This is a genomic window from Exiguobacterium aurantiacum DSM 6208, from assembly GCF_000702585.1.
In the GTDB taxonomy this organism is placed as follows: Bacteria; Bacillota; Bacilli; order Exiguobacteriales; family Exiguobacteriaceae; genus Exiguobacterium; species Exiguobacterium aurantiacum.
Genome location: NZ_JNIQ01000001.1, coordinates 1558559 through 1585499, shown reverse-complemented (window position 1 = coordinate 1585499; position 26941 = coordinate 1558559). Strand labels below are relative to the sequence as shown.

Below are 26941 nucleotides of genomic sequence, written 5' to 3'. Positions count from 1 at the left end.
TCATGTGATATCTGTGCTATAGGCGTTAATGATTTTTTTCACGAGCGGATGACGAACGACGTCGGAGGCCGTGAAGTGTTCGAAATGAATCCCATCGACCCCTTCAAGCAAACGTAACGCCTCTTGCAGTCCTGACGCTTTTCCTTTCGGCAAGTCGACTTGCGTCAAGTCGCCGGTGACGACCATTTTCGACCCGAAACCGAGCCGGGTCAAAAACATCTTCATCTGTTCTTTCGTCGTGTTCTGCGCCTCATCTAAAATGACGAACGCGTCTTCTAGCGTCCGTCCCCGCATATAGGCGAGCGGTGCGACTTCGATCGTCCCGCGCTCGAGCAGGCGGTTCGTCTGTTCAACCCCGTACACGTCAAACAAGGCGTCATAAAGCGGACGCAAATATGGATCGACTTTCTCTTTCAAGTCGCCTGGCAAGAAGCCTAAGTTCTCTCCAGCCTCGACGGCCGGCCGAGTCAAAATGATTCGTTTCACTTGACCTTCTTTCAACGCCCGAACCGCCAAAACGACGGCCAGATACGTTTTCCCCGTGCCGGCCGGACCGATCCCAAATACGAGGTCGTGCCTTTCGATGGCGCGGACGTAACGGCTTTGTCCGACCGTCTTCGCTCGAATCGGTTTCCCTTTATTCGTCGTGAAGACGACGCGCTCATAATGCTCGATCAGCTCGTCTCCTTTACCGACTTTAATATGTTGAATGACGCTGATCGCATCGCTCTCGTTCAGACGAGCCCCTTTTTTAACGAGTTGCTGCAACGTCTTGATGACGGTCTTTGTCAACTCGAGCGTGTCCGCTGAATCTGCTTGAATGATCAACTCTTCTCCCCGAGGTGTCAAAGCGACAGAAAGTTCTGCTTCGATGGCTTCAAACACTTCATCTTTTGGACCGAGGAGTGCTTGCGCTTCGTTCGCATGTTCCATGACGAACGGAATTTTATCAGTCATAATCAATGGAATGTAGTCCCCCTCTTGAATAGTTTGTTCCTTCTTTACTTTAGCACTATCAAGCCGTCCGTGAAAGAAAGACCGTCTTTTCGAACAGACAAAAAAGCAGTGGCCGTCAGAACCGACCTCGACGGGCTAGATTTGAGAATCCAGCGCGGTGAGGCGATTCGACAGGCACTGCCATAGTCAGCGTCGGCGTTTTGAGACCGGTGGCTGAATGATTTCACTCCAGATGACCGCTTGTCGCACTTGATTCATCGACATACGCGGCGACCGCGACGGACGTTTCTGTTCCACTTCGGTGAGCGATGGAATCTTCACCGTTTGCTCGAATTCCGAACTCACTTTTGGTGAACGTTCTGGCGCCTTCGGGGCGTGACGGTTTGGGTCGAACATGCGACCTTCTGCCGGTTTTTCGACAGGGGTCGCGACACGACGACGCAACGTCTGCCCTTGTTTCGGCTCGTCAAGCGAACCTTCCACTTCTTTCATCATATCGCCGACCGTATCGAGATAACGTTTCAAGTCCGAACTCGGCGGACGTTCTCCCGTCGTCGACGATGATTTCTCTATCCGTTTCATAACCGCCGAGGCGATCCCGAATGCGGCGAGAAGTAAGATCCATAATCCATCCATATCGATTACTCTCTATTGTCAGATTCGACTGGGTGACCGATCGCTTTGCGCATGTCTGTATCGGCTTGGACGTTCAAGTAGTTGACGTAGTCCATAACGCCGAGCTTGCCGTGGCGGAGTGCCTCGGCCATCGCGAGCGGTACTTCGGCTTCGGCCGCGACAACTTTCGCGCGCATCTCTTCAACCGACGATTTCATCTCTTGTTCGCGAGCGATTGCCATCGCGCGGCGCTCTTCCGCTTTCGCTTGGGCAATCTTTTTGTCGGCTTCGGCTTGGTCCGTTTGAAGCACCGCACCGATGTTTTTACCGATATCGATGTCCGCGATGTCGATCGAGAGAATTTCGAACGCTGTTCCTGAATCGAGACCTTTCGTCAACACCGTACGCGAAATCAAGTCTGGGTTTTCGAGAACGTGTTTATGGTTGTGCTGCGAACCGATCGTCGAGACGACACCTTCACCGACACGGGCGATAATCGTCTCTTCACCGGCACCACCGACGAGGCGGTCGATGTTGGCACGTACTGTGATCCGAGCTTTCGCTTTCACTTCAATCCCATCCATCGCCACACCGGCGATGAACGGCGTCTCAATCACTTTCGGATTGACCGACATTTGAACGGCTTCTAGCACGTTACGACCTGCGAGGTCGATGGCTGCCGCCCGCTCAAACGTTAATTCAATGTTGGCGCGGTGAGCCGCGATCAACGCGTTGACGACTCGGTCGACGTTACCACCAGCAAGAAAGTGACTCTCGAGCTGGTTCGTGTTTAATCCGATACCGGCCTTAACTGCTTTAATGAGCGGGTTGACGATTTTTGATGGGACGACGCGACGGAGACGCATCCCGACGAGCGTGAAAATCGAGACGTGGACGCCTGCCGCGAACGAGCTAATCCATAATCCTACCGGTACGAACGTGAAGAATACCGCTAGGGCAATCAAACCTCCACCTGAGATGAGTAACGTGGTCAATAGTTCTGGTGTCATTCTGTTACATCCTCCTTCGGCTCTACAAAGCTTCGGACGACGACGCGTCCTGAATCCACTTTATACACCTGAATTTTAGTTTGTTGATCGAGATAGCTACCCTCTGTCACGACATCGATTCGTTCTCCTTCAATCTCAGCGGTACCCGCTGGACGAAGTGGTGTCAACGTGACGCCGACCTTACCGAGCAAACTTTGTTTGTCAGCGTGTGACAAGTACCCTTTTTCTGACGACGTCGAGTCCGTCAAAATCAAGCCCTTGTACATGAGCGACCGATTCGACTGCAAACGTCGGTACGCCCAAAATCCAAGTCCGGCAACGATGGCCGTGGCCAAACCGAGCGATAGCCACAGCTGGCCGATCGTGGCGCCTGCCATAATCAGACTGGCGACGACCGCCCCTATACCAAGCACTCCAAACAATCCAAAACCGGCAACGAACACTTCAATTCCAAGAAGGACGACTCCGACGAAAAAAACTGTCAGAATCACTCCGAGACCAAATGTCATCGTATTGCTACCCCCTTCCAAATAAAAAGCTACCTCTTATCTCTAGTGTATACGAAACGAGATTGAATGTGGTTTCAGAATACGCAAAAAAAGGCAGAATCTTTTGGAATTTCCAAAAGACACTGCCAATTCATTAGTTCGTCAATTGTTGTTTGACAATTCGGTTCACAAGACCACCGTCTGCCTTGCCTTTAACTTGAGGCATGACGACGCCCATCACCTTACCCATATCAGACGGACCCGCCGCGTTCGTCTCGGCAATAGCTGCCTTGACGATTGCGGTGACATCCTCTTCAGAAAGCTGTTCAGGCATATAGGCCTCTAGCACGACAATCTCGTCAGCAACTTTAGAAGCAAGATCTTCACGACCAGCGCTTTCGAATTCTCGGAGGGAGTCTCTGCGCTGTTTCATCTCTCGGTTGAGCACCGTGAGTTCCTCTTCCTCGGTAAGATCTTGTCGGCCAAATTTGATAGCCTCATTTTGGAGCGACGCTTTCACCATCCGGATCGTCGTGAGACGATCTTTTTGTTTGGCGCGCATGGCTTGCTTCATGTCGTCCGTCAAGCGTTCTTGAAGACTCATGAGCCAACACCCTTTCTACAAAAGAAACTGAAATTAGAATTTCTTACGCTTACGCGCAGCTTCTGATTTCAATTTGCGTTTTACGCTTGGCTTTTCGTAGTGACGACGTTTACGAACTTCGGCAAGAGTGCCGTCTTTCGAAACACCGCGTTTGAAACGACGAAGAGCGTCTTCAAGCGATTCGTTTTTACGGACACGAGTTTCCACTAGTTTTCCCTCCCTCCGAATTACACGACTAAGGAAACGTGTTTCACACGTCATAACATATTATAGTGAAATTAATTCGTAAGGTCAACCACTAGTTATTAATAGTCGCTATCTGAACGACCGCCTGTGACGATGGCGATTCCAGCCGAAGCACCGATGCGTGTCGCGCCGGCATCAATCATTGCTTTCGCGCCTTCGAAGTCACGGACACCGCCAGAAGCCTTCACACCGACATCAGGTCCGACCGTCTCACGCATAAGTTGAATATCTTCAACCGTCGCTCCACCTGTCGAGAAGCCCGTTGACGTCTTCACAAAATCCGCGCCTGCTTTGACAGACAATTCAGCCGCTTTCTTAATTTCTTCTTTCGTAAGGAGACACGTCTCGAAGATCACTTTGACGAGCGTACCGTTCGCCGCTTCGACAACCGCACGAATGTCGCGTTCAACGAGGTCGAAGTCGCCGTCTTTCATCGCACCGATGTTGATGACCATGTCGACTTCGTCCGCACCTTTGGCGATCGCGTCCTTCGTTTCAAACGCCTTCACTTCTGGCGTATTGGCTCCGAGTGGGAATCCGATGACCGTACAAACTTTGACCTCGTCATCTGACTTGAGCTGTTCAGCCGCGTAAGCTACCCATGTCGGGTTGACACAGACGCTAGCGAACTTGTATTCGAGCGCCTCTGCACAAAGTTTCGTAATCTGGTCTTTCGTTGTCTCAGCCTTCAAAGCTGTGTGGTCGATATAACGTGCTAATTCCATCGTTAAATTCCTCCTTCGATCAATTAGTCTGACATATAGGTCTGACATCTAACATATTATCATGTTTCTTTCCTTTGTAACAGCTTTCATTTATATGAGTTGACGCCGTTTTCTCGTCTGGACCCAACTGTTCCAACTGAAGAAAAAGATGGCGACCCATATACATGTGAACGCGAAGATGTGATATGCCGTGAACGGTTCATGATATAAGATGACGCCGATGGCAAGACTGAGCGTCGGGGCGATGAACTGCAGGAAACCGACGAGCGTGAACGGGATGTGCTGGGCCCCGTAACCGAACAATAAGAGCGGCAACGCGGTCATGACCCCCGTGCCGAGAAGGGCGAGCCAAATGACTGGTGACGTCGTCAACGTGAGTGTCTCGCGCGACGCCTCAAACCCAAGGAATAGGATCGCGACCGGGACGACAGCGAGCGTCTCGATCCCGAGACTGACCGTCGAGGCGAGCGGACGTCGCTTCTTCACCAACCCGTAAAAGCCGAACGTGCTCGCCAGTACGAACGCGATCCAAGGGAACGACCCGTACCCGAACGTCAAGACGAGCACACCGACCGTCGCCACGCCGACGGCGAGCCATTGGACACGGTTTAATGATTCCCGAAATACGAGCACCCCTAACACCATGCTGACGAGCGGATTGATGTAATAGCCGAGTGACGCCTCGATGATATAACCGTTGTTGACGGCCCATATGTAGACAAACCAGTTCGCACTGACGATAAACCCGTTCAACATGAATGCGTTTCGTGTCGCCCGGTGCCTGAGCGCATAATTGAATTCTGTCCATTGTTTCGTCCACTTTAAGACGAGCAAGATGAAGAGAAACGACCAGACGATCCGGTGCGCGAGGATTTGACTGCTCGGGATCTCTTGTAGAAACTTCCAATAAATCGGGAGGACCCCCCACATGACGTACGCGCCGACTGTGGTCATGACTCCTTTATTCAACATATTCACCTGCCCTCTCATTCAATTAACGTCAGTTTAGTCGATGCGTTATCGACATTCAACACATTTCTTTCATATATACACGACAAAAAGAGACGTGCCGAAAGCAGCGCCTCTCTTGTTTGTTCCTTTAGTTTGAAATCGTCGCGACGGATGCGAGCGCTCGTTCTAAATCTTCAATCAAATCAGCCACATCCTCAAGACCGACGGAGATGCGGACGAGCCCATCCGTAATCCCAAGCTCAAGGCGTCGTTCCGGAGGGATGGACGCGTGGGTCATCCGTGCCGGGACACTGATCAAACTCTCGACCGCGCCAAGACTTTCCGCGAGCGTGAAGTAATGTGTCTTCGCGACGATGAGTTCTGCCGCTTCGGCCGATCCGACGTCAAACGCGATCATCCCGCCGAATCCACGTGCTTGTGACGTATGCACGCGCTTCGCCTCATCGCTTGCGACGCTCGGGTGCAATACGCGTCCGATCGCCTCATGTTTTGTCAAAAAGTCGACGAGCGCGAGTGCGTTCGATTCGATTTCTTCCATCCGGACGGCAAGTGTCTTGATGCCACGGACGACTAGGAAGCTATCCTGTGGTCCAAGGACGGCGCCGACCGAGTTTTGGAGGAACGCCAAGTCCTCACCAAGTTCTTCGGTCCGAGAAACGACGAGCCCTGCGACGACGTCACTATGGCCACCTAAATACTTCGTCGCGCTGTGGAGCACGTAATCCGCTCCGAACTCGATCGGATTTTGGAAATACGGCGTCATGAACGTGTTGTCGACGACGAACAACGTGTCTGCCTCATCCGCGATTTGACGCATCTGCTTCAAATCGGTGACGTTCAAGAGCGGGTTCGTCGGCGTCTCGACGTAAATCATTTTCGTGTTCGGTTGAAGCGCGGCACGGACCGCCGTTTCATCGGCCGTATCGACAAAAGATGCCTCCAGGCCAAGTGATTGAAAGACTCGATTGAATACACGGTACGTTCCCCCATATACGTCAGAACCGACGATGACGTGGTCCCCAGATTTTAAGAGCATCAAAATCGTCGATACTGCCGCCATCCCTGAGGCGAACGCGAATCCGCGTGCCCCGCCCTCGATGTCCGCGATCAGCGTCTCGAGAGCTGTACGCGTCGGGTTGGCGGTACGTGAATACTCATACCCTTCCCGCAGATTCCCGATTCCGTCTTGTTTGTACGTGCTCGTTTGATAGATGGCCGGTGTGACCGCCCCAGTGAGCGGGTCGGTCGTTTTACCGCCGTGAATGAGTGCTGTTTTTGTACGCATGTTCTGCCTCCTCGACTATCCCTTGACTTAAATATCGTTCCACACTATCCGGCAAAATCGTGACGATCACGCCGTCTGTCATTTGATTGGCTTCTTTGACGCATGCCGCAATGGCAGCGCCCGATGAACTACCGATGAGAAGACCTTCACGTTTGGCCATATGGGCGACGTAGTAAAACGCTTCCTCATCTGTAATCGTATAAATGCCGTCCACGTATGTTTCGTCTAGGAAGACGGGCCACGATTCGACACCGATTCCTTCGGTCTTATGCGGACCAAGAGCGCCACCGTTCAAGATCGACCCTTCTGGCTCGACGACGATCGTTTTCGTACCGTTCGGTCGAATCGTTTTCGCGACACCCGTGAACGTCCCCCCGGAACCTGCTCCCGCAATGAATACGTCAATGTGCGGAATGTCGTGCAGCAATTCCAAGGCGAGCGTTTCGACGTACGCGTCTGGGTTGTCCGGGTTCGAGAATTGTTCCGGCAAGTACGCGTCGTGCTCAAGTGCCAGCGCTTTCGCTCGCTCGATCGCGCCTTTCATTCCAAGTTCTGTCGGCGTGTTGATGACGGTCGCCCCGAGCAGGCGCATAAGCGCCTGCTTTTCTTGACTGAACTTTTCTGGGGTGACCGTCATCAGGTTAATCCCGAACTTTTGACAGGCGAGCGCTAGTCCGATCCCTGTATTCCCGGCGGTCGGTTCGACGACCATCCCCCCGCGTTTGAGTTGTCCCCGCTCGATGGCGCGCTCAATCAATTGAAGGCCGAGCCGATCTTTCACGCTCCCGCCAGGATTTCGCATTTCCATCTTGCCGAACACTTTGACACCTTTCGGGATAGGTAACGTCGTCAACTCAATCAGCGGGGTATGTCCGACGAGCTCATACACATCCCGGACGATCATTTACGCCTCGTCCTTGAAGATGATGTGCCATTCGTCACGCTTCGCCAGCATATCGGCCGCGAGCTTTTTCGCGCCCTCAAAATCGTGATGATTCGCGCTTCCGCATTGAATCGGGTTTTGCGCCGGTAACTCCGTCGCGTTCGCAGCGTCGCGGAGTGTCGCTTCGACGAGGTCGAGCATCGCTTCGTAATCCCCATCGTTGAGCATCGTCCAATAGAAGCCTGTCTGGCAACCCATCGGCGATACATCGATAATTTGATTCGAATGGCTGCGGCTGTTTTCAGCAATCAAATGCTCGAGCGAGTGGACGGCCCGCATCGGCATGAGCCCCTCGTTCGGTTGAATGAAGCGGATGTCATATTTATAAATCGTATCGGCCGTTCCTTTCTTCACTCCGGCTAAACGGACGTAAGGCGCTTGTACTTTTGTATGGTCTAAGTTAAAGCTTTCGACTTTATAACTTTTCATGATTGCGTTCCTCCTGATTGTTTCGTGGCTACGACGAGCCAAACGAATTTGTTTTTCTGTTCCATCTGCACAGCGTATCCGTTGTCTTCTAAAATCGAGCGGATCGTGTCTGTGTACGGATAATACTCGCGATTCAAATCTTCTACCAAGTCAGTGAAACCTTGCGATACGGCCCAATCGATGATTTCCGTTCGTGCCTCGACAGACGCGAACATTGTGTCGAGCAGGACGAAGCGAGGGGAATCGAGGTCGTTGACGTAACTCTCGATTGCCTGACGTTTTTCGTCGTCCGTCAAATGGTGGAACGCGTAGGACGATACAATCGAATCAACGCGTTGCTCGGCCGGGTAGTTCAAGAAGTCGCCTGTCTCCACTTCAATCCCGAGCTTTTGAACCGCTACCTCCCGCATCTCATCAGAAGGCTCGATCGCGATCAACTCGTGCTGTTTTAGAATACGGGCACTCAAATTACCCGTCCCGACGCCAAACTCCATGACGCGCCCTTCTAACTGCTCAACGACCTCGTCAAGCATCGTGTCATATCCGGCGAACACTTCTTTATATTGTTCGTCGTGCCCGCTCACTGTCTCATCGTACTGCGACGCCCATTCTTTGAAGATTTCCATGAACTGAAGCCCCATCGATTCACCTCATCCTTTTTATTCCGACTATGTTGATATGTTTTATATGAATTCTATACACCGACAATACCAACTTTCCAAAAAAATCTCAAGTGAATTGTTTTTGAATGAGATGAATTTTTAGTTTTTTTCACACTAAATGAAAAAAGACCTACCTCGCCGTTGGAGAGGTAGGTCAAAAGTAATTGTCAGAATTTTTTAATTTGTTCAAATTCATTACCCTATCGTTTAAAAAATACAGGATTTATCATCGTTATTCCGCTATGATTTTCCACAAATGGATTAAATCATTTAAAAATTGATTGGAGGACATCATTTTGCCACAACCTAAGTTTTACGTAAACGTATCCCTCGCGACGTGCCTCGCGTTGACGCCAGGCCTACTCGGTCTCGGTGCTGAACCTGTACTCGCGAAACCATCTGTGAAACAAAGTATCGAAGTCACGGACAAGCATGAAAAAGTACGCGTCGTCGTCGAGCTCATCGGCGCCCCTGCCATCGAGCAAGCGAAACAAAAAGGAAAGAAGTTTAACGCCCTCACGAAAACAGAGAAAGACCGGGCCCACGGTCTCGTCAAAGCGGAACAAAAGAAAGCGAAAGATGCGATTTCAAAAAAAGGTGTGAAAGCTGAGCCGATCGAAGAATTCACGACCGTGTTCAACGGCTTCAGTACGTTCATGACGACGTCAGACATTCAAAAAGTCGAGGCGTTACCTGAAGTTGCCGCCATCCACCTCGTCAACGAATATGAGCGTCCGGAAGTGAAGCCTGACATGGTGACGAGCAACGGCATGGTCCAATCGCAACAAACATGGGGCGACTACGGTTATACGGGTGAAGGAACGATTGTCGCCGTCATCGACACAGGCGTCGACGCGGACCACCGCGACTTCCGATTGAGCGACCGCTCAAAAGCAGAGCTATCCGAATCAGAAGTAGCGTCCGCTGTTACCGACTTCGGTTTGGCAGGTGCCTACATAAACGATAAAGTTCCATACGCCTACAACTACTACGATGAGAACGATGACATCCGCGACGATTCACCGGGCGCCTCGATGCACGGGATGCACGTCTCCGGCACGGTCGCCGCGAACGGGGATGAAGCGACCGGTGGCTTGAAAGGTGTGGCGCCGGAAGCACAAGTACTCGGTCTTAAAGTGTTCAGTAATGACCCGAACTACGCTTCGACTTACGGGGACATCTATATTAAAGCGATCGACGATGCCATCAAACTTGGTGCCGACGTCATCAACATGAGCCTCGGTTCGACGGCAGGGTTCGTCAGTGCGGATTCGCCAGAACAACAAGCCGTCCAGCGCGCAGTCGACAACGGTGTGTTCATGTCGATCTCGGCAGGAAACTCGGCCTACTTCGGAAACGGCTACGACTTGCCTTACGCCAATAACCCGGACACGGGCGTCGTCGGTGCCCCGAGTGTCAGCTCCGCCTCGACATCGGTCGCCTCTCTCGAGAACGACCAAATCCAACTCGACGCCTTCTCGGTCCGTTCAGGCGAGAAGACCGAGAAAATCGGTTGGAAGAAACAAGACGGACCTGCATTTTCAAACGGCGAATATGATATCGTCTACGTCGGCGACGGTCAGCCTAGCCAATACGTCGGCAAAGACGTCAAAGGGAAGATTGTCGTTGCTGTTCGCGACGGTGCCTACTTCTACTCGAACATCCAACTGACGGCCGAAGCGCAAGGCGCGGCCGGAGTTATCGTGCGAGGCGCGGTCGGTCATGGTGACTACGTCAGCATGGCGCTCGCCAACCCAAAAATTCCGATGGCCTCCCTCAGCATTAAAGACGGTAACGAGTTACGCGACCGTCTCGTCGCTGGCGAACAGATGCGCATCGGGTTCAACGGGGACCGTATTAGCGTCGCCAACCGCGCGGCCGGCGCCTTATCGAACTTCACATCGTGGGGCGTGACGCCAAACCTTGACTTCAAACCTGAAATCTCGGCTCCGGGCGGTCAGATTTTCTCGACGCTCAACGATAACCAATACGGGCTCATGAGCGGGACGTCGATGGCAGCCCCTCACGTCGCAGGCGGAGCCGCCCTCGTCCTTCAACGTGTCGACGAACAGTTTGTTCTCGACGGCGTCGACCGGGTCACGATGGCGAAGAACTTGTTAATCAACACGTCGAAAGCCGTGACCGACATCGGTCCGTACAACCAACAATTGAAACAAAACATCCCGTACACGCCACGTCGCGGTGGAGCCGGCTTGATGCAATTGCATGCCGCCGTCTCGACTCCGGCCGTCGCTTACGAGAAAACGTCGAAAGAAGCGAAAGTCGCACTGAAAGAATTGAACCGCAGTAAAGCGACGTTCACGCTTGTCGTCGAGAACTTGTCGAACGAAGCCGTCTCGTACGACGTGTCGTCGTCACTCCAGACTGACCTCGCAATCGAGCGCACGGCAGGTGTCATTCAAAACGCGATGGAAGCCCAGCCGCTTCAAAACGCGACAGTGACGATCAATGGTAAACGTGTGAACGCTGTGAAGCTAAAACCGAAGCAAAAGACAGAAATCAAAGTCGCTGTCGATGTCTCGAAAGCACAAGTGTTGAACCCGAAAACGTTGAGCGGCCTCGTGGCAGCGAAAGACGTGTTCGAGAACGGCTACTTCGTCGACGGCTTCGTCCGCTTGACCGATTCGAAAGGATCAGAAGGCAACCCGGACCTCGTCGTGCCATTCGTCGGATTCGAAGGCGACTGGGGCAAAGCACCGATCTTCGATGCATCGGTGTATGAGTCGGGATCGTTCTACGAAACGGCAGGAATGGTTGATCAGACTGGGAATTACCTAGGCGTGAACCTCGATAATTCATTGAACTTCGATTCGATCGCCTTCTCTCCGGACGGTGATGGAGTGAAAGACGCAGCCACACCGGTGTTCTCGTTGCTCCGAAACGCCAAAGATGTCAAATATCGCATCGTCGACGAAGCTGGCAACGTCGTCCGTACGCTCCGTCAAGACGATGAGTTACGCAAAAACTACTTCGACGGCGGACGCAACACACCGTACTACTATTCAGCCGACTACAAGTGGGACGGTCAGTTGAACGGGAAACCAGCTCCGGCCGGAAAGTACTTCTATGAGATCGAAGCAAGCATCGATTACATGAAAAAAGAGGTACAAAAACTTCGCTTCCCAGTCAAAGTCGACTACACGGATCCGACGTTCACAGCGAAATGGCTTCAAGACAGTTTGGCCGTCCAAGCAAAAGACGACTTCGCCGGCGTACGCTCGGTCGAGTATCTCGTCAACGGCAAAGCGGTCGCCACGTCGATGAACGCCTCGGCGTCGCACACGTTCGCCTCACTTAGCGAGACGGATAACGTCAGCGTGCGCGTCACCGACCACGCCGGTAACAGTACGACGAAAGCGGTCGCTTATTCGACAGACGCGGAGAAACCTGGAGTTTTCTTGACCGCGCCGCTCGCGCTCGCACCGTATGCGACTTCGGTCATCCCGATCTCAGGATCGATCCAAGACGCATCGGCCATCCAGTCGTTCCAAGTCGACGGCATTGATGTCCCGCTCACGTTCAACGAATCGACGAAGCGTTACGACTTCAACACGACGCGGACGTTTGTCGACGGTGTCCATAAACTGCGTTTCGTCGCGGAGGACGCGGCCGGCAACGTCGCCAATTTCCAACGGACGATCTTCGTCGATGCGACACCGGCGACGATCTCGTTCGGGAAGCTTCCTAAAAATATTAATAAAAATCAACAGACCGTCCGCTTAGACGTGACGGTGAAAGACAACTTTGACGAAGTGAAACTTCTCGTCAACGGAGATTTGAAGTTCAGCCAAGCACTTAAGGCGCCGTATGAGATGCGTCCATTCTCACGGACCGAGACTCTCACGTTGCCTGTCGTTTCTGGCGAAAACACGTTCACGTTCGAGGCGGTCGACCTCGCGGGGAACGTCACGAAAGAGACGATCACCTTGACGAAGAAATAAAAAAACAGCTCTTGCCGCACGCGGCAAGAGCTGTTTCACGTCAATTCGAGCGCATAGGAGATGGCAGCGAGCGCATAGAGCGGCGCCGTCTCCGAGCGAAGGATTCGGGGACCGAACGCACATGCGACTCCACCTTGTTCTATCCATCCGGCCACTTCGTCCACGTCGAATCCGCCTTCGGGACCGACGATGACAAGAAGACGCGCCTCGGGTTTTAGTGTCTGCAGGATTGTGGCAAATGACGACTGTTCACCGTCTTTCGCCGATTCCTCATAGGCGAGCACAACGGCATCATATGCCTTGAGCTGTCCTGACAACTCTCGTGAGCTGATATAAGAACACGTCGGGACGACGGCGCGGTACGATTGTTCGGCCGCCTCCTGCATGATCTTTTGAAGGCGTTCGACTTTCTTCGGTGCTTTTTTCGCGTCCCACTTCGCGACAGAGCGCTTCGACTCGAAGAGCAGCAAGTGATGCAAACCGAGTTCGGTCGCTTTTTGCGCGACGAGTTCGACTTTGTCGCCTTTCGGGAGCGCGTAAGCAAGCGTCACGTCGATCGGCAGTTCGGTCGTCGCCCGCCGCTTCTCAATCACACGCGCCGTCCCCGATTTCTTATCGAGCGTCACCACCTCGGCCACGTATTCATATCCGGTCCCATCCAAGAGCACAAGTTGATAGCCTGGGCTTTCCCGAAGCACCGTGCCGATATGATGGGCGACGTCCGCTGGCAGTGCGACGAGGTCATGCGCGAACGCGTCACGGTTTAGAAAGTATCGTTGCATGCCCTCACCCCTTTTTCGCGATGATGGCAACCCAATCTTCCATGACCCGTGTCTCTTCGATCATGAACCCGGCCGCTTTCAACGCCTCGGTCACTTCCGCCCGTTTTTGTCCGATAATACCCGATGTGATGAAATAGCCGCCCGGTTTGACGCGCGCATACGCGTCATCGATGAAGAGCATGATGACGTCGGCCAAAATATTGGCGACGACGAGATCATACTCACCCGTCATCCCTTTCAGCAAATCACCGGTCTTGACGTTGACGACGTCGCCGACACCGTTCGTCTCGACGTTTTGTCGTGCCGACTCGACGGCGACGGCATCTAAATCGAGCGCCTCGACATGATTTGCCCCGAGTTTCGCCGCCGCGATGGCGAGTACACCCGATCCCGTCCCGACATCGATCAAGCGATCATTCGGTTGGATGTAGTTCTCGATTGCTTGAATGCACAACATCGTCGTCGGATGCGTCCCCGTCCCGAAAGCCATCCCAGGATCGAGTAAAATCACGTTTTCTTCCGGTTGCGGCACGTAGTCTTCCCATAACGGGACGATCGTGAGCTGTTGCGAGATTTTGACCGGTTTGTAGTACTGTTTCCACGAATGGGCCCAGTCCTCCTCGTCCATCTCGGCCACCGTCACGTCACCGGTGCCGACGTCGAGCACGTCCCGGAGACGGTCGACTTCTTTTTTAAAGGCGGCAAGCGTGTCTTGGAAATCACTCGACGTCGGGACGTACGCTTTCACGTACACACCTGACGTCGGGTACGAGTCACGTCCAGAAACGTCCCAAATCTCTCCGAAATGGTCTTCGGCCATCATCTGGTCGTAGTCTTCCACGTCCTCGATGACGACCCCTTGCGCCCCCACTTCATGTAATAAGTTTGATACGGCTTCGACTGCCTGTTGTGTCGTGTGGACACAAATTTCAGACCATTTCATCGCTTCACACGCTCCTTTTAGTGACTAAAAAACTTTTTCATCTTTTGGAACAACCCGTGTTGTTCTTCGACGCCTGCTTCTCCGCTAATCTCTTCGAACTCGCGGAGCAGTTCTTTTTGACGATCGGTCATGTTTGTCGGTGTCATGATGACGATTGTGACGTATTGATCCCCGTGCCCACCGCCTCGGACACTCGGCATCCCTTTGCCGCGCAACCGGAATTTCGATCCGGTCTGCGTGCCGGCAGGAACTTTCAAGCTGACTTTACCGTGTACGGTCGGAACTTCGATTTCAGCACCGAGCGCCGCTTGGGTGAACGTGACCGGCATCTCCATCGCGATGTGTTGGTCGACCCGTTCAAAGATTTCGTGACCGCGGACACGGACGACGACGTACAAGTCTCCCGCCGGTCCACCGTTGAAACCAGGGCCTCCTTTTCCAGACATCCGGATTTGTTGACCGTTGTCAATCCCGGCTGGAATTTTCACTTCGACGCGTTGCGTTTTCTTCACATGGCCTGAGCCGTGACATGTCGAACATTTCTCTTTGATCGTCTTCCCGGTGCCGTGACATTGGCTACATGGGCGTTGGTTGACCATCCGTCCGAGAATCGTGTTCTGCTCGACCGTCTCGACACCGCTGCCGCCACAACGTCCACACGTCTCCGGTTTCGTTCCCGGTTTGGCCCCGCTGCCCATACACGTGTCACATTCGACTTCGATCTCGAGTTCGATCGTCTCCGTCTTCCCAGTGACACTTTCCATGAAGTCGAGATCGACGACGTATTGATAGTCTTCACCGCGTCGCGGCGCGTTCGGGTCTTGACGACGTCCGCCGCCACCGAAGAACATGTCAAAGATATCGCCGAACCCGCCTTGGAAGTCACCGCCGCCGAACTGGCTTGCCCCTTCAAAGCCGAATCGGTCGTATTGGGCCCGTTTTTGTTCATCGGATAACACTTCATACGCCTCGCCGAGTTCTTTAAACTTATCGGCCGCATCCGGCTCTTGGTTGATGTCCGGGTGATATTCACGCGCGAGCTTACGATACGCTCGTTTAATGTCTTGCGCCGAGGCCGATTTATCTAGGCCAAGCACTTCATAATAATCTCGTTTCGCCACTTCACTCTCTCCTATTCTTGTACATAAAGTTCAATTTTTACCGACTCTACCTTAACATAGAAAGAGCCAAAGCAGAAACCTGCTTTGGCACCCTCCTATCGGTTTTATTATTTACGATCGTCGAGGTCTTCAAACTCGGCGTCCACGACATTGTCGTCTTTCGCTTCTGTTTGGGCTTCGGCGCCTTCAGCACCTTGCTCTTCGGCCATTTTCGCATACACTTTTTGTGTCAACTCTTGAACGACAGTCGCCAATTCGTCTTTTGCCGAACGAATGGCTTCAAGATCCGTTCCTTCAAGTGCTGATTTCGCTTTTTCTTTTGCAGCTTCCGCTTTGTCTTTATCCGCGGCGTCGACTTGCTCGCCGAGATCTTTGATCGCTTTGTCTGTCGCGAAGACGAGTTGGTCCGTCTCGTTGCGGAGTTCAGCTTCTTCTTTACGCTGTTTATCGGCTTCGGCGTTCGCCTCGGCTTCTTTTACCATGCGCTCGATTTCAGACTCGTCGATACCTGACGACGATTGGATCGTGATCGACTGTTCTTTGTTCGTGCCAAGGTCTTTCGCCGACACGTGAACGATTCCGTTCGCATCGATGTCGAACTTGACTTCGATTTGTGGGACGCCACGTTGTGCCGGCGGGATGTCCGTCAACTGGAAGCGACCGAGTGTCTTGTTATCTGGTGCCATCGGACGTTCCCCTTGGAGGACGTGGATGTCAACAGCCGGTTGGTTGTCAGCCGCTGTCGAGAAGACTTGTGATTTCGATGTCGGGATCGTCGTGTTACGGTCGATCAACTTCGTCATGACGCCACCCATCGTCTCGATACCGAGTGAGAGCGGTGTGACATCGAGAAGAACGACGTCTTTCACGTCACCGGCAAGGACGCCACCTTGAATCGCAGCACCGAGGGCAACGACTTCATCCGGGTTGACACCTTTGAACGGCTCTTTCTTCGTGAAATCGTGAATCGCTTTTTGGACCGCAGGAATACGTGTCGAGCCACCGACGAGGATGATCTTGTCGAGGTCAGACGGTGTGAGACCTGAATCTTTCAACGCGCGGCGTGTCGGCTCCATCGTGCGCTCGACGAGGTCAGCTGTCAACTCGTCAAACTTCGCACGTGTGAGTGTCGTTTCCAAGTGAAGCGGACCAGCTGCTCCGGCCGTGATGAACGGGAGGCTGATATGTGCACTCGTCACGCCTGAAAGGTCTTTTTTCGCTTTCTCAGCTGCGTCTTTCAAGCGTTGAAGCGCCATCTTGTCTTGGGCGAGGTCGATGCCGTTCTCTTTTTTGAACTCTTGGACGAGGTAGTCGATGACTTTTTGGTCGAAGTCGTCCCCACCGAGACGGTTGTCACCCGCTGTCGCGACTACTTCAAAGACACCATCACCGAGTTCGAGGATCGATACATCGAACGTACCGCCGCCAAGGTCATAGATCAAGATCGTGTGATCTTCGCCTTTATCAAGCCCGTATGCGAGTGCGGCAGCTGTCGGCTCGTTGATGATCCGCTTGACGTCGAGGCCAGCGATCTTCCCTGCATCTTTTGTCGCTTGACGCTCAGCATCGTTGAAGTAAGCAGGAACTGTGATGACCGCTTCCGTCACTGACTCACCGAGGTAGTCTTCAGCGTCTTTTTTGAGTTTTTGCAAGATGATGGCTGAAATCTCTTGCGGCGTGAACTTCTTGCCCTCAACTTCTACTGTATGCGACGTACCCATATGACGCTTGATCGATTGGATCGTGTTCGGGTTCGTGATCGCTTGACGTTTTGCGACTTCCCCGACTTGACGCTCTTCCCCTTTGAAGGCGACGACAGAAGGTGTCGTACGGTTCCCTTCCGCGTTCGAGATGACGACCGCTTCGCCACCTTCCATAACTGCCACGCATGAGTTTGTTGTCCCTAAGTCAATTCCGATAATTTTACCCATTGTCGATTCCTCCATCTAGTTAAGTAATGTTATTCTGCGACTTTTACCATGCTCGGACGAATGACACGCCCGTGCATCGTGTATCCTTTTTGAAGTTCCATCGTCACGATGCCTGACTCGAACTCATCGCTCGGCTCTTGCATGACCGCTTGGTGGAAGTTCGGGTCGAACGGTTGACCGACCGCTTCGATCGCTTCGACGCTCTCACCGTTCAACACATCGAGCAACTGTCGATGGATCATATCGACGCCCGCCTGGATTTGCTTGGCGTCGTCCGAGTTCGCTTCGACTTGGAGCGCACGCTCGAAGTTATCGATGAGCGGAATCAATTTTTCAACGACCGCTTGCGAGGCGAACTTGACGCGTTTTGCGTTCTCTTCGTTCGTCCGGCGGCGGAAGTTGTCAAAATCGGCGCGAATGCGAAGTTCACTCGCTTTGAGCACTTCGATCTCTTTTTGTAAATCAGTCCCCTCAGAACTTTCTTCCACATTCTGAGCATTTGAAACCTCGTCTGATTCGACGTCTGTCGTCGGTTCTTGCTTCGGCTCGAAATCTTTTTCCTCGAGCACTTCGTCCTTGTCCGGACCGTTTTGGTTGTCTGCTGTCATGTTGAGGCTCCTTTCCGTCACTCTTCTAGTTTCGTTCGCCTGAGCGCCTCGATGAGCTGCCCCATCATCTGCACCCCGTGCCGATAGTCCATCCGCGTCGGTCCGATCATGGCGATCGTTCCGAACGTCTTCCCGTCGAGCGTGTAGTCAGAGGTGATGACGCTGCAATTTTGAAGCGCGACGATACCGTTCTCGCTCCCAATGCTCACATAAATCTCGCGATTTGGCAACGATTCGAGCCAATCGGTCAAGCGCTCCTGTTCATCGATCCATTCGAGGAACGGACGGAGCGTATCGAGCGATTGAAACTCCGGTTGATTGAAGATGTTTTTCTTCCCGCCCAAGTAGAGCGAGCTCGGATGATGCAGCCCGGCAGTCGATTGGATGAGCTGCATCATGTTCTCATACTGTTCTTGATGTGCGAGTCGAAGTTTCGATACTTCTTCACCAATCCGGGACTTCAGTTGACCGAGCGGTGTCCCTTTAAGACGATCGTTTAAGAAACGAATCGTCTCTTCGACCATCTCCGGCGCCATCGGCGATTCAAAGACGACCGTCCGGTGTTCGACATGCCCTTGGTCCGTGACGATCAAGACGACGCCACGCCGTTCATCGAGCGGCATCAAATCGATTCGTGCCAACCGGTTCATCTGGCTGTTCGGGCCGAGGGCGACGGTCGTATAGTTGGTCAAATCAGAGAGTAGGTCGGCGGCTTGACGGATGAGCACTTCGGACTCTTGTGCGGACGCCCGCAGATGTTCCCCGAGACGATACGTCTCGCGCTCGTCGATGATCTTCGTTTCGACGAGATGGTCGACGTAGTAACGATACCCCACCTCGGATGGGATCCGTCCGGCCGAGGTGTGGGGTTTTTCAATCAAACCCATGTCCTCGAGATCGGCCATATCGTTCCGGATCGTCGCCGAACTGAATGACAGGTCATCCCGTTTCGACAACGTGCGGGAGCCGACCGGTTGCGCCGTCTGGATATAGTCATCAATGATAGCTCGTAAAATGAGCAACTGTCTCTCTGTCAGCACATCTTCACTCCTCTCTGAAAGATAGGCCTCGCTTTATTAGCACTCATATTTAACGAGTGCTAATCACACTTCAAATATTATCACGTTCTCACTATTTGTCAATTCATTCGTCTCATTTTCTAAGCTGCCACGAAGTCGTCGCCTATGCATGTTTTCAGCAGATTCGGTATGATACAAATTGAGGTGATTATATGTTTACAACACAACAATTCGACGTATTCACAAAAGATGGACTTGATGCCCGCATGGAAGGCATCCGTTCGAACATTCAGCCGCTCTTCCATCAAATTTATGAAGAAGTCGGTCCCCAGCTCGAGGCAGATGTCGGCATCCCCCTTTATTTACACGTCGCCAAACATGCGCGCCGGACCGTCAATCCGCCTAAAGACACGTGGATGGCCATCTGCCACGATAAACGTGGCTACAAGAAACATCCTCACTTCCAAGTCGGCCTGTTTGACGACCGGGTCTTTGTCTGGCTCGCTTTCATCTATGAGATGCCGAACAAAGAAGCGATCGGCGAACGGCTCATGTCGCTCGACTTGAAGTCTCAGTTTCCGGACTTCCATATCTCCGGCGACCATATGAAAAAAGACGCGTTCTTGCTCGAAGACATGTCTGATGAAGCGGTCGAGACGATGACGGCGCGGTTCAAAGACGTGAAGAAAGCCGACTTCTTGATCGGTCGTCAACTACCGGCCGATGCCTCTATCCTTCAAAACGAGGCGGCGTTTCTCGCTCTCATCGAGGATACGTACAGCCGGCTCATGCCGATCTATCGCGATCTCGTCTTATAATATAGAAAGGGAATCCGTTGCGGATTCCCTTTTTTGTATACGTTTTGCCTTTATTTCACCGTGTCCGCATCGACGCGGGCCTCGCCGATGAACGCGGCGAACGCCTCGTTGGCGAGCGGTAAACCCGACTCCGTCAAACGGACGTGCGTGTCCGTCAGTTCAATCAGCCGTTTTGCCACGAGATCATCGAGAACGTGGCCGAACGCCGAACGCATCGACACGCCATACTTCGACTCGAACGTTTCAAACGAGACACCTGAGCGCATGCGGAGGCCGAGGAATAGCTCTTCTTCCATCTTTTCGACCGTCTCGAGTTTCGTCGTATTGCGAACCGGCAACCCTTCCGCCTTGATATAGTGCGGAATCGGGGCGATGTTCGCGCGCCGTTCCCCGTTCAAATAACTGTGCGCACCGGCACCGAAGCCATAATACTCTTCATTGCGCCAGTACACTTGGTTATGCCGGCTCTCCCGTCCTTCGAGGCTATAGTTTGAAATCTCATATTGTTTCAAGCCTCGCCGTTCGAGCGTCTCCATCACTTTCAAATACATCGCGACTTCGATATCCTCACCCGGAAGACGCAACTTCCCTTTTCGCTCTTGAATCGCGAACACGGTATGTGGTTCGAGAATGAGCGAATAGGAAGACACGTGTTGAATCGGGAGCTGGAACGCCAAGTCGAGGTCGCGCTCGATTTGCTCGAGCGTCTGTTCCGGCAACCCGAACATCAAGTCGATCGAGATGTTGTCGAATCGCTTCGCGGCCTCTGTCACGGTCGCGAACACGTCGTCGGCCCGGTGTGTCCGCCCGATCCGCTCGAGTCCGCCGTCATCGAACGTCTGGACGCCGAAACTGACGCGGTTGACCCCGCCCTGTTTCATCGTGTCGAGTTTCTCGGCACTGACGAAGTTCGGGTTCGCCTCGACCGAGTATTCAAGATTCGGAGACGCGAGCGGGAGCAGATGACGTTCGACCATGTCCATAAGTCGTTTCATCTGCGCCTCATTGAGCGCCGTCGGTGTCCCACCGCCGATAAAAATCGTCTCGATCGTATCGGTCGGATATTGAACGAGCGATAGTTCGATCTCTCGTTCAAGTGCATCTAAATAGTCATCAACCGGTTGGTTCTTTAAGAACACCTTGTTGAAATCGCAGTAATAACAAATATGTTCACAAAATGGAATGTGAAGATATACGGCTTTAGCCATGAGCGGCCACCCCTTTCTTCTCTTTCCATTTATAACGTTTTTTGCGTCGCGATGCCACTATGCGTGTTCAGTCGAATCGATGGATGAATAGCCCGCTCTTCAGTTTCGGCTCGAACCATGTCGATTTCGGCGGCATCTGGCCCGCTTCGTCAGCGACGCGCATCAGTTCTTCCATCGCCGTGGCGTGGCACGTCAGGATGACGACGTCCTGTCGCCTCGCTAACGCTTCGATGCGCTCAATCGCGTCTTTTCCACCGACAAAATCGATGCGTTCATCCGTCCGGACATCCTCGACTCGGAAGTACGGCTCGAGGATGTCTCGTTGAAGCGTCGCGACGGCTAACGCCTCGACGTCTTGTCGCTTCGTCAGCTTGTAATGCTTGCCTCGAAAAGCCAAACCGAACATCGCACTCTCGGTCGGGACGAATACCTTGTCTGCGGCTTCAATCTCGTAACTAAAGGAGAGGCCGTCTAGTAGCGCCGCCACTTCTTCAGGTGCCACATCGTGCAAGACGCGATGGTACGGCAAAATCGTCAGCTCATCGCTTGGGAACAAGACACCGAGAAAGTGGTCCCGCTCTTGTTTGGATTCCCCTTCATGAATCGGGCTCCGGGCGACGACGGTTGCGGCTTTGGCCCGGTGATGTCCATCGGCGATATAGATGGTCGGAATGCTGGCCCCGAGCATGATGACGCGTGCTTGATGCTTCGCTGGCACGGCATAGCCTTCGTGGACGACACCTTGACTGTCCGTGAAGGCAAACAACGCCTCCCCAGTCGTCGCGTCGTCTAGGATGCGACGCAACCCTTCGTCCGGCGCGTGGCTCAGTAAGATCGGGCCGGTGTGCGCTTTCGTAGCCGAGACGTGCTCGACGCGTTCACGTTCTTTCACTTCCCGTGTGTGCTCATGAATCTTGATCCGACCTTCCTCATAATCTGTCACCGAGAACGTGGCGACGAGTCCTGTCTGCACACGCCCTTGATCGGTGAGCCGATACACGTAAAATCCGTTCGCCCGTTCGGTCAACTCGCTCGCGTAAAGCCGTTCGAGTTCGTGACGGGCTCGTTGTCCCCACGCCTCGAGCGGCATGTCCGCCATGAACACTTCTGGCTTATCGACCGCTAGGAATGAATCAGGACGCTGTTCGACGTCAAGACGCGCCTGTTCGACGGTGACGATATCATACGGGTCGGCGGCGACGTTCTCGGGATGTTTCGGCATGTATGGGGCAAACGGTTTGAATACGACCATGGTCATTCCTCCTTAAAATTCACGGACGCGCATGACGCCCTCGATCTCATACAATGTATGGACAGATAATTGCTCATGTTGATGGTTGTCGATATCGATCAACGTATATGCGACGTCACCGCGGCTACGGTTCACCATATTGTCGATATTGATGCTCGCCTCTGCGAGTCGGCTCGCGATTTGACCGACCATGTTCGGTACGTTCAAGTGTAAGACGGCCAGGCGCCGCTTCCCGATGTAAGGGAGCTCGGTATCGGGGAAGTTCGCCGAATGCCGAATGTTTCCGGTCTCTAAATAGGCTTTCAACGTATCGACCGCTTGAATCGCACAGTTCACTTCAGATTCCTTCGTCGATGCGCCGAGATGCGGAAACGCGAGAACACGGGGATGACCGAGCAGCACGTGTTTTGGGAAATCGGTGATGTATGTGGCGACTTGATCGTCTAGCGCTCGTAACAAATGCTCATCGTTCACCAGTTCACCGCGGGCAAAATTCAACACCGTGATGCCTCGTTTCATTTGAGAGAACCAGGCGTCATCGATCACCCCGCGCTTGTCATCCGTGAGTGGCATATGGATGGAAAGCAGATCGATGTCCGCGAGGAGCTCACTCAAATACCGGGCCCGTTTCACTTGCTTCGAGACGTTCCACGCCCCGTCGACCGATAGATGCGGGTCATAGCCGATGACATCGACGCCGAGCTGGATCAAGTCGCTCGCAAGCGCCGAACCGATGGCACCGAGACCGACAATCCCGACTTTTTTCCCGCGCAGTTCGGAACCGACGAACCGACGTTTCTCATCTTCCATCGCTCGTTCGAGCAATGTCTGACTAGAGAACGTTTGATCGTTCACCCAGTTCACTCCTTGTAAAATCGGCCGCACCGACAAGAGCATGCTCGCAAGCACGAGTTCTTTGACCGCGTTCGCGTTCGCTCCCGGTGTATGGAACACGACGACGCCTTGGCGCGCCAATCGCTCGAGCGGAAGATTGTTGACCCCGGCACCGGCTCGGGCGATCGCGAGCAAATACGGCGGGATCTCAGCTTCGTGCACGTCATGGCTCCTGATGACCCACGCATCGGCCTGCTCGGCCGCATTGACCGCGTACTCGCTCGGTTCAAAACGGGTGAGCCCTTCTGCGGCGATTTGATTATACGTTTTTATATGAAACATCGTGTCCCTCCTGTTCAAACTCATGCATGGCATCCACGAGCCGCTCGACACCTTCGAGCGGCATCGCGTTGTATAGACTGGCCCGTAAGCCGCCGACAGAGCGATGACCGCCAAGCTCAATCAAACCGCGCGCTTCCGCGTACAGACGAAACGTCTCGTCCGTCTCCTTATTTCCGGTCGTGAACGGGATGTTCGTCAATGAGCGGCATGTCGTGTCGGTCACGAGCGGACGGAACAACGGTGACGCATCGAGCGCGCCATATAACCGATCACTCTTCAAGCGGTTACGCCGCTCCATCTCGGCGACGCCTCCCTCGGCCTCGATCCAGGCGAGCACCCGTTCGGCGACATATATGCTGAACGTCGACGGGGTGTTAAGAAGCGTGTCGACGTGTTCGCTGTAAGCAAGATACGACGGCAAATCGCGTGCGATGATTAAATCGCGACGGATGAGGACGATCGTCAACCCGGCCGGCCCGATATTTTTTTGCGCACCGGCGTACAAGAGACCGTAGCGACGCACATCGATCGCTTCCGCCAAAATGTTCGAGGAGACGTCCGCGACGAGCGGGACGTTCGTCTCCGGCAACGTCGTGTAACGCGTCCCTTCGATCGTGTTGTTCAACGTTATATGAAGATAGTCGACGTCTTGAATCTGTCCCGCCCAATTCGGGATTGTGTCGTAGTTCGACGACGCTGAACTACCGGCGATGACGACGTCACCGAACCGGCTTGCGTCTTGAATCGCTTTCTTCGACCACGTCCCGCTATCGAGATAAGCGAAACGACCCGATTCGCGTAGATTCATCGGTACCATCGAAAACTGTAACGTCGCCCCGCCTTGAAGGAACAAAACGGCATACGTGTCTGGAATGTCCATCAACCGGCGAAGGCGGTGCTCTAGCTCACGTACCACTTCCATGAACGCCTGAGAACGATGGCTCATCTCGACAATCGAGACGCCGCTGTCTTTATAGGAGAGAAGTTGTGATCGCACTTCTTCCAACACCGGTGCAGGTAGCACCCCCGGACCGGCTGAAAAATTATAAGTCGGCACTGCCTCTCCTCCTCTATTTTTCTGTAAGTGGGTACTATTCCGTATCGCCTTCCCTATATCCTGCCAAATCAAAAAAATCGCCCTTATCGTTTGATAAGGGCGACCACTTATTCTTCGTCCATCGACAAAACGGACATGAACGCTTCTTGTGGCACTTCGACGGAACCAACCATCTTCATGCGCTTTTTACCTTCTTTTTGCTTCTCGAGAAGCTTCCGCTTCCGCGAGATGTCCCCGCCGTAACATTTAGCGAGGACGTTTTTACGAAGTGCCTTGATCGTCGAACGGGCGACGATTTTCGTGCCGACCGCTGCTTGGATCGGTACTTCGAACTGCATCCGCGGGATGAGTGCCTTCAACTTCTCGACGATGACTTTCCCACGCTCATAGGCGAAATCGCGGTGAACGATAAAGCTGAGCGCATCAACGAGTTCGTTGTTGAGGAGGATGTCCATCTTGACGAGTCGTGACGGACGATATCCGATCAAGTCGTAGTCAAGCGACGCGTACCCTTTCGTACTCGACTTCAACTGGTCGAAGAAGTCATAGACGATCTCACTGAGCGGGATGTCGTACGTGATCTTGACGCGGGTCGTATCGATATACTGCATGTCGATGAAGCTGCCGCGCTTCTTCTGACAAAGTTCCATGATGGCACCGACATAATCGTTCGGCGTCATGATGGCCGCTTTGACGTACGGTTCTTCAATCGCTTCGATCTTTTGTTGTTCTGGCATCTTCGATGGGTTATCGACATGGATGACGTCGCCCGCCGTCGTCGTGACGTGATAAATAACCGACGGTGCAGTCGTGATCAAATCAATCCCGAACTCACGCTCGATGCGCTCTTGGATGATTTCCATGTGGAGCATGCCAAGGAATCCGCTGCGGAAACCGAACCCTAGCGCCTGTGACGTCTCCGGTTCGAACTCGAGCGCCGCATCCGACAACTGAAGCCGTTCGAGCGCTTCACGTAAATCGTTATACTTCGCCGCATCGATCGGGTAAAGACCGCAGTATACCATCGGGTTCATCTTCCGATAACCTGGAAGTTGATCCGTCGCTGGGTTTTTCGCGAGTGTGATCGTGTCACCGACGCGGACGTCTCCTACCGTCTTGATCGATGCCGAGAGCGTACCAACGTCTCCGACGTTCAACTCTTTCACCGACAACGGTTTTGGCGTCGAGACGCCGAGGTCTGTGACTTCGAACGATTTTCCGGTCGACATCATTTGCACCTTGTCTCCAACTTTGACTGAACCGTTGACAATTCGGATCGAAGCGACGACACCGCGATACGCGTCATAGTACGAGTCAAAGATGAGCGCTTGAAGCGGCGCGGACGGATCGCCCGTCGGTGCCGGGACGAGTTCGACGATCTGTTCGAGAATCTCTTCAATCCCGATGCCTGCTTTCGCAGAGGCCGGGACGGCGTCACTCGCATCAAGACCGATCACATCCTCGATCTCTTGGCGGACACGCTCAACGTCAGCCGATGGCAAGTCAATTTTGTTGATGACCGGGATAATCTCAAGGTCGTTATCGAGGGCGAGATAGACGTTCGCGAGCGTCTGCGCCTCGATCCCTTGTGCCGCGTCGACGACGAGGACAGCGCCTTCACAAGCAGCGAGCGAGCGCGAGACTTCGTATGTGAAGTCGACGTGACCCGGTGTGTCGATCAAGTGGAGGATGTATTCTTCGCCATCTTTTGCCGTATAGTTCAACTTGACGGCGTTCAATTTGATCGTGATCCCACGTTCCCGTTCGAGATCCATCGCATCGAGTGTCTGTTCTTTCATTTCACGCGCCGTGAGCGCACCAGTCTTTTCAAGAATCCGGTCAGCGAGCGTCGACTTCCCATGGTCGATGTGGGCGATAATGGAAAAGTTGCGAATCTTCTTCTGACGATTCTCTAATTCTTGTTTGTTCATATATGGGTTCACCTATCCTTCTCATGCATACCGTGTCATTATATCAAAATCCTAACTTAATGTGTACGACCTACTACAACAATACCACATATAGTTTTCAGAATAATCATCAAGTGGTTGCTTTTCGAATAACCGTTTGCTACAATTGTGCTTGTTCTGTTGAATGATTACTTGAAGTAATGAGAACATACACTTTC

The 26941-nt window shown here is 53.1% G+C and carries 25 protein-coding genes; 2 read left to right on the top strand and 23 right to left on the bottom strand.

Translation table 11 applies throughout. The features are described 5' to 3' along the window. The 12 genes from P398_RS0108335 to P398_RS0108280 all read right to left on the bottom strand — a co-directional run bounded on the left by P398_RS0108335 (position 1) and on the right by P398_RS0108280 (position 8915). On the bottom strand, positions 1 to 957 hold the full coding sequence (locus P398_RS0108335) for a PhoH family protein (protein ID WP_029334746.1): 957 nt from the start codon (positions 955 to 957) through the stop codon (positions 1 to 3). A gap of 186 nt (positions 958 to 1143) precedes the next feature. Then, positions 1144 to 1593 carry a hypothetical protein gene (locus P398_RS0108330; RefSeq protein ID WP_024371440.1) on the bottom strand — a complete coding sequence of 150 codons (450 nt, stop codon included), beginning with the start codon at positions 1591 to 1593 and terminating at the stop codon, positions 1144 to 1146. Positions 1594 to 1598: 5 nt separating this feature from the next. After that, a complete protein-coding gene (gene floA, locus P398_RS0108325; protein WP_024371439.1) occupies positions 1599 to 2582 on the bottom strand; it encodes a flotillin-like protein FloA in 984 nt (327 codons plus the stop codon). Beyond that, complete coding sequence (locus tag P398_RS0108320) at positions 2579 to 3091, bottom strand: NfeD family protein (RefSeq protein WP_024371438.1); 513 nt, start codon at positions 3089 to 3091, stop codon at positions 2579 to 2581. The genes floA and P398_RS0108320 overlap by 4 nt, the downstream gene beginning before the upstream one ends. A 133-nt stretch (positions 3092 to 3224) precedes the next feature. Continuing rightward, complete coding sequence (locus P398_RS0108315) at positions 3225 to 3674, bottom strand: GatB/YqeY domain-containing protein (protein ID WP_024371437.1); 450 nt, start codon at positions 3672 to 3674, stop codon at positions 3225 to 3227. A 33-nt stretch (positions 3675 to 3707) separates the two neighbouring features. Then, positions 3708 to 3902, bottom strand: coding sequence for a 30S ribosomal protein S21 (gene rpsU / locus P398_RS0108310; RefSeq protein WP_029334745.1), 195 nt, complete (start codon positions 3900 to 3902; stop codon positions 3708 to 3710). A gap of 77 nt (positions 3903 to 3979) precedes the next feature. After that, the gene (gene deoC / locus P398_RS0108305) at positions 3980 to 4645 is read right to left on the bottom strand and encodes a deoxyribose-phosphate aldolase (RefSeq protein ID WP_024371436.1); all 666 of its coding nucleotides are present in this window, start codon (positions 4643 to 4645) and stop codon (positions 3980 to 3982) included. 90 nt (positions 4646 to 4735) lie between these two features. Then, entirely contained in the window at positions 4736 to 5599 is an 864-nt protein-coding gene (rarD, locus tag P398_RS0108300) for an EamA family transporter RarD (RefSeq protein ID WP_235263322.1), read from the bottom strand. 145 nt (positions 5600 to 5744) lie between these two features. Next, on the bottom strand, positions 5745 to 6902 hold the full coding sequence (locus P398_RS0108295; RefSeq protein WP_029334743.1) for a bifunctional cystathionine gamma-lyase/homocysteine desulfhydrase: 1158 nt from the start codon (positions 6900 to 6902) through the stop codon (positions 5745 to 5747). After that, positions 6868 to 7806, bottom strand: a complete 939-nt coding sequence (locus P398_RS0108290; protein ID WP_029334742.1) for a PLP-dependent cysteine synthase family protein — start codon at positions 7804 to 7806, stop codon at positions 6868 to 6870. The genes P398_RS0108295 and P398_RS0108290 overlap by 35 nt, the downstream gene beginning before the upstream one ends. After that, positions 7807 to 8274, bottom strand: coding sequence for an S-ribosylhomocysteine lyase (locus P398_RS0108285; RefSeq protein ID WP_021065678.1), 468 nt, complete (start codon positions 8272 to 8274; stop codon positions 7807 to 7809). Further along, positions 8271 to 8915, bottom strand: coding sequence for a class I SAM-dependent methyltransferase (locus P398_RS0108280; protein ID WP_024371432.1), 645 nt, complete (start codon positions 8913 to 8915; stop codon positions 8271 to 8273). Before P398_RS0108280 ends, P398_RS0108285 begins: the two co-directional genes overlap by 4 nt. Positions 8916 to 9232: 317 nt before the next feature. Here P398_RS0108280 and P398_RS0108275 point away from each other — a divergent pair, with 317 nt between their 5' ends. After that, positions 9233 to 12898 carry a S8 family serine peptidase gene (locus P398_RS0108275; protein WP_029334741.1) on the top strand — a complete coding sequence of 1222 codons (3666 nt, stop codon included), beginning with the start codon at positions 9233 to 9235 and terminating at the stop codon, positions 12896 to 12898. A 35-nt stretch (positions 12899 to 12933) separates the two neighbouring features. On the opposite strand, the gene P398_RS0108270 is transcribed toward P398_RS0108275, so the two are convergent. From P398_RS0108270 to hrcA, 6 genes are all read right to left on the bottom strand, one after another. Further along, complete coding sequence (locus P398_RS0108270) at positions 12934 to 13680, bottom strand: 16S rRNA (uracil(1498)-N(3))-methyltransferase (RefSeq protein ID WP_029334740.1); 747 nt, start codon at positions 13678 to 13680, stop codon at positions 12934 to 12936. 4 nt (positions 13681 to 13684) lie between these two features. Continuing rightward, the gene (gene prmA, locus P398_RS0108265) at positions 13685 to 14623 is read right to left on the bottom strand and encodes a 50S ribosomal protein L11 methyltransferase (protein WP_024371429.1); all 939 of its coding nucleotides are present in this window, start codon (positions 14621 to 14623) and stop codon (positions 13685 to 13687) included. Between the two features lie 17 nt (positions 14624 to 14640). Then, positions 14641 to 15744 carry a molecular chaperone DnaJ gene (gene dnaJ / locus P398_RS0108260; RefSeq protein ID WP_024371428.1) on the bottom strand — a complete coding sequence of 368 codons (1104 nt, stop codon included), beginning with the start codon at positions 15742 to 15744 and terminating at the stop codon, positions 14641 to 14643. Positions 15745 to 15851: 107 nt separating this feature from the next. After that, positions 15852 to 17675 (bottom strand): molecular chaperone DnaK, encoded by a 1824-nt coding sequence (gene dnaK, locus P398_RS0108255; RefSeq protein ID WP_024371427.1) that lies wholly within the window; start codon positions 17673 to 17675, stop codon positions 15852 to 15854. 29 nt (positions 17676 to 17704) lie between these two features. Further along, the gene (gene grpE, locus P398_RS0108250) at positions 17705 to 18283 is read right to left on the bottom strand and encodes a nucleotide exchange factor GrpE (RefSeq protein WP_024371426.1); all 579 of its coding nucleotides are present in this window, start codon (positions 18281 to 18283) and stop codon (positions 17705 to 17707) included. Between the two features lie 17 nt (positions 18284 to 18300). Beyond that, positions 18301 to 19323 carry a heat-inducible transcriptional repressor HrcA gene (gene hrcA, locus P398_RS0108245; RefSeq protein ID WP_029334739.1) on the bottom strand — a complete coding sequence of 341 codons (1023 nt, stop codon included), beginning with the start codon at positions 19321 to 19323 and terminating at the stop codon, positions 18301 to 18303. A 191-nt stretch (positions 19324 to 19514) separates the two neighbouring features. Between hrcA and P398_RS0108240 the strand changes: the two genes are divergently transcribed. After that, positions 19515 to 20120 (top strand): DUF1054 domain-containing protein, encoded by a 606-nt coding sequence (locus tag P398_RS0108240; protein ID WP_024371424.1) that lies wholly within the window; start codon positions 19515 to 19517, stop codon positions 20118 to 20120. Between the two features lie 50 nt (positions 20121 to 20170). Here P398_RS0108240 and hemW read toward each other — a convergent pair whose 3' ends face one another. The 5 genes from hemW to lepA all read right to left on the bottom strand — a co-directional run bounded on the left by hemW (position 20171) and on the right by lepA (position 26744). Beyond that, the gene (hemW, locus tag P398_RS0108235) at positions 20171 to 21328 is read right to left on the bottom strand and encodes a radical SAM family heme chaperone HemW (RefSeq protein ID WP_024371423.1); all 1158 of its coding nucleotides are present in this window, start codon (positions 21326 to 21328) and stop codon (positions 20171 to 20173) included. Between the two features lie 67 nt (positions 21329 to 21395). Then, positions 21396 to 22580 (bottom strand): DUF1015 domain-containing protein, encoded by a 1185-nt coding sequence (locus tag P398_RS0108230; RefSeq protein WP_029334738.1) that lies wholly within the window; start codon positions 22578 to 22580, stop codon positions 21396 to 21398. 12 nt (positions 22581 to 22592) lie between these two features. Beyond that, positions 22593 to 23756: a phosphoglycerate dehydrogenase gene (locus tag P398_RS0108225; protein ID WP_029334737.1), complete on the bottom strand. Its 1164-nt coding sequence runs from the start codon at positions 23754 to 23756 to the stop codon at positions 22593 to 22595. Next, entirely contained in the window at positions 23734 to 24813 is a 1080-nt protein-coding gene (gene serC / locus P398_RS0108220) for a 3-phosphoserine/phosphohydroxythreonine transaminase (RefSeq protein ID WP_029334736.1), read from the bottom strand. Before serC ends, P398_RS0108225 begins: the two co-directional genes overlap by 23 nt. Before the next feature lie 107 nt (positions 24814 to 24920). Further along, on the bottom strand, positions 24921 to 26744 hold the full coding sequence (gene lepA / locus P398_RS0108215) for a translation elongation factor 4 (protein WP_029334735.1): 1824 nt from the start codon (positions 26742 to 26744) through the stop codon (positions 24921 to 24923). Positions 26745 to 26941 lie beyond the last annotated feature (197 nt).